Below are 3061 nucleotides of genomic sequence, written 5' to 3'. Positions count from 1 at the left end.
CTAGCTTAGTACCACTGAGATCTTTTCACATACGGGACTATCACCCACTATGGTTGGCCTTTCCAGACCATTTTGTTAAGTTCTCAGATATCACTAGCAGGCTTCTCCGATTTCGCTCGCCACTACTTTCGGAATCTCGGTTGATGTCTTTTCCTCGAGCTACTGAGATGTTTCAGTTCACCCGGTTCGCCTCGCATGACTATGTATTCATCATGCGATACCTTTCGGTGGGTTTCCCCATTCGGATATCTCCGGATCAAAGCTAATTTGCCAGCTCCCCGAAGCTTTTCGCAGGCTATCACGTCCTTCGTCGCCTATCATCGCCAAGGCATCCACCATATGCTCTTAGTCACTTGACCCTATAACTTTGACGTCTAATCATCCATCTCTGAACAATCAAACACCTCCATCGTTTCAAGAACTGTTGTCAGGTCTTTCACCTGACGCGTTATGCCGTAATGTGAATACTTTTCGACTACAGCCATTTCTGGCCGCTATCAAGAAGATTCGTCATTACTGAATTTCAACTAGCTTTCGCTTATTGAACATTCGTTTTGACGCAATCAAAAAATTGTCACTAGAGGCACGGTCCGCACTAAACCTTTACGAATGTGCGGTTTCCTCTAGCAACTCTGATTCGACTCTATGAATTTTTAAAGAACAGCCGTGGCAGTCGTCTTTCAACAACCACCGTTACCAATCGAACTATCTCGATCAATAACAAAACAACCTAACCTAAGTCGCTTTGTTATTGAAACAACATCGTCTCTCAACCTACACCGATCAACCTCAACCACATCACTCACCAGCATCTATCGGAACCACTTGGTGGAGGATGACGGGATCGAACCGACGACCCCCTGCTTGCAAAGCAGGTGCTCTCCCAGCTGAGCTAATCCCCCGGGATCCCCGACAACCAGATATTGGAATCATGGTGGGTCTAGTTGGGCTCGAACCAACGACCCCCGCCTTATCAAGACGGTGCTCTAACCAGCTGAGCTACAGACCCATTCCACATGCCCTGTCTCCAGGACACACAGCTTGTTCCAACAACCGATAAGTGTGAGTGTTCAAATTTGATTGCAAATTTTCCAGAAAGGAGGTGATCCAGCCGCACCTTCCGATACGGCTACCTTGTTACGACTTCACCCCAGTCACGAACCCTGCCGTGGTAATCGCCCTCCTTGCGGTTAGGCTAACTACTTCTGGCAGAACCCGCTCCCATGGTGTGACGGGCGGTGTGTACAAGACCCGGGAACGTATTCACCGCGACATTCTGATCCGCGATTACTAGCGATTCCGACTTCACGCAGTCGAGTTGCAGACTGCGATCCGGACTACGACTGGTTTTATGGGATTAGCTCCCCCTCGCGGGTTGGCAACCCTCTGTACCAGCCATTGTATGACGTGTGTAGCCCCACCTATAAGGGCCATGAGGACTTGACGTCATCCCCACCTTCCTCCGGTTTGTCACCGGCAGTCTCATTAGAGTGCCCAACTAAATGTAGCAACTAATGACAAGGGTTGCGCTCGTTGCGGGACTTAACCCAACATCTCACGACACGAGCTGACGACAGCCATGCAGCACCTGTGTTACGGTTCTCTTTCGAGCACAATCACATCTCTGCGATCTTCCGTACATGTCAAAGGTGGGTAAGGTTTTTCGCGTTGCATCGAATTAAACCACATCATCCACCGCTTGTGCGGGTCCCCGTCAATTCCTTTGAGTTTCAACCTTGCGGCCGTACTCCCCAGGCGGTCAACTTCACGCGTTAGCTTCGTTACTGAGTCAGTGAAGACCCAACAACCAGTTGACATCGTTTAGGGCGTGGACTACCAGGGTATCTAATCCTGTTTGCTCCCCACGCTTTCGTGCATGAGCGTCAGTACAGGCCCAGGGGATTGCCTTCGCCATCGGTGTTCCTCCGCATATCTACGCATTTCACTGCTACACGCGGAATTCCATCCCCCTCTGCCGTACTCTAGCTATACAGTCACAAATGCAGTTCCCAGGTTGAGCCCGGGGATTTCACATCTGTCTTATATAACCGCCTGCGCACGCTTTACGCCCAGTAATTCCGATTAACGCTTGCACCCTACGTATTACCGCGGCTGCTGGCACGTAGTTAGCCGGTGCTTATTCTTACGGTACCGTCATGGCACCACCGTATTAAGGCAGTGCTTTTCGTTCCGTACAAAAGCAGTTTACAACCCGAAGGCCTTCATCCTGCACGCGGCATGGCTGGATCAGGCTTTCGCCCATTGTCCAAAATTCCCCACTGCTGCCTCCCGTAGGAGTCTGGGCCGTGTCTCAGTCCCAGTGTGGCTGGTCGTCCTCTCAGACCAGCTACAGATCGTCGGCTTGGTGGGCCTTTACCCCACCAACTACCTAATCTGATATCGGCCGCTCCAATCGCGCGAGGTCTTGCGATCCCCCGCTTTCATCCATAGATCGTATGCGGTATTAGCGTAACTTTCGCTACGTTATCCCCCACGACTGGGCACGTTCCGATACTTTACTCACCCGTTCGCCACTCGCCACCAGGATTGCTCCCGTGCTGCCGTTCGACTTGCATGTGTAAGGCATGCCGCCAGCGTTCAATCTGAGCCAGGATCAAACTCTACAGTTCGATCTTGAATTTTTTCGCTCAACCTCGCGGTCAAGCAGAACTCATAAAAACGGAATTGAAGTGAACTTCACTTCTATTCTCATGAGTGTTTAAAGTGCTATGCACTTAGTTCCAAAGAACTTGGCAATCGCCTTCAAACACCCACGCTTATCGGCTGTATATTTTTAAGGAACACACTACTCAGATCAGCCATTCTTTGCAGAACTTTTTCTCTTTTCGCTCAGCGCGCTGTAATCAGCGCAGCCTTAAATTCTAGCACAGTTTTTAAGTAACTGGCAAAACTTTTTAATCTTTTTCCAACTCGCTTCAGTCAACTCAGAACTCTTTCGAACCCCTCACCAACCAACCGCTTGTCAGTCACTGCGTTTTCAGCAGAGCCTCGAATTATATACCGCTTTTCGCAGCACAGTCAACTCGAAGAAGACTTTTTT

At 49.9% G+C, this 3061-nt stretch carries 2 tRNA genes and 2 rRNA genes (1 of these 4 cut by a window edge); all 4 read right to left on the bottom strand.

Annotated features, from left to right (window positions below):
* Positions 1–359, bottom strand: a 23S ribosomal RNA gene (locus tag PSQ39_RS21700); it reaches 2615 nt to the left of the window's first position.
* Positions 360–826: 467 nt separating this feature from the next.
* Positions 827–902 (bottom strand) — tRNA-Ala (locus PSQ39_RS21695).
* A 30-nt stretch (positions 903–932) separates the two neighbouring features.
* A tRNA-Ile gene (locus tag PSQ39_RS21690) sits at positions 933–1009 on the bottom strand.
* A gap of 86 nt (positions 1010–1095) precedes the next feature.
* Positions 1096–2630 (bottom strand): 16S ribosomal RNA (locus tag PSQ39_RS21685).
* Together the 16S and 23S rRNA genes with 2 tRNA genes alongside form the textbook arrangement of a ribosomal RNA operon.
* Between the last annotated feature and the right edge of the window lie 431 nt (positions 2631–3061).

This window comes from Curvibacter microcysteis (assembly GCF_028649455.1).
GTDB classification, from domain to species: Bacteria; Pseudomonadota; Gammaproteobacteria; order Burkholderiales; family Burkholderiaceae_C; genus Curvibacter; species Curvibacter microcysteis.
Note: the sequence above shows the minus strand (reverse complement) of the source record. Positions and strands in the feature narration are given on the sequence as shown.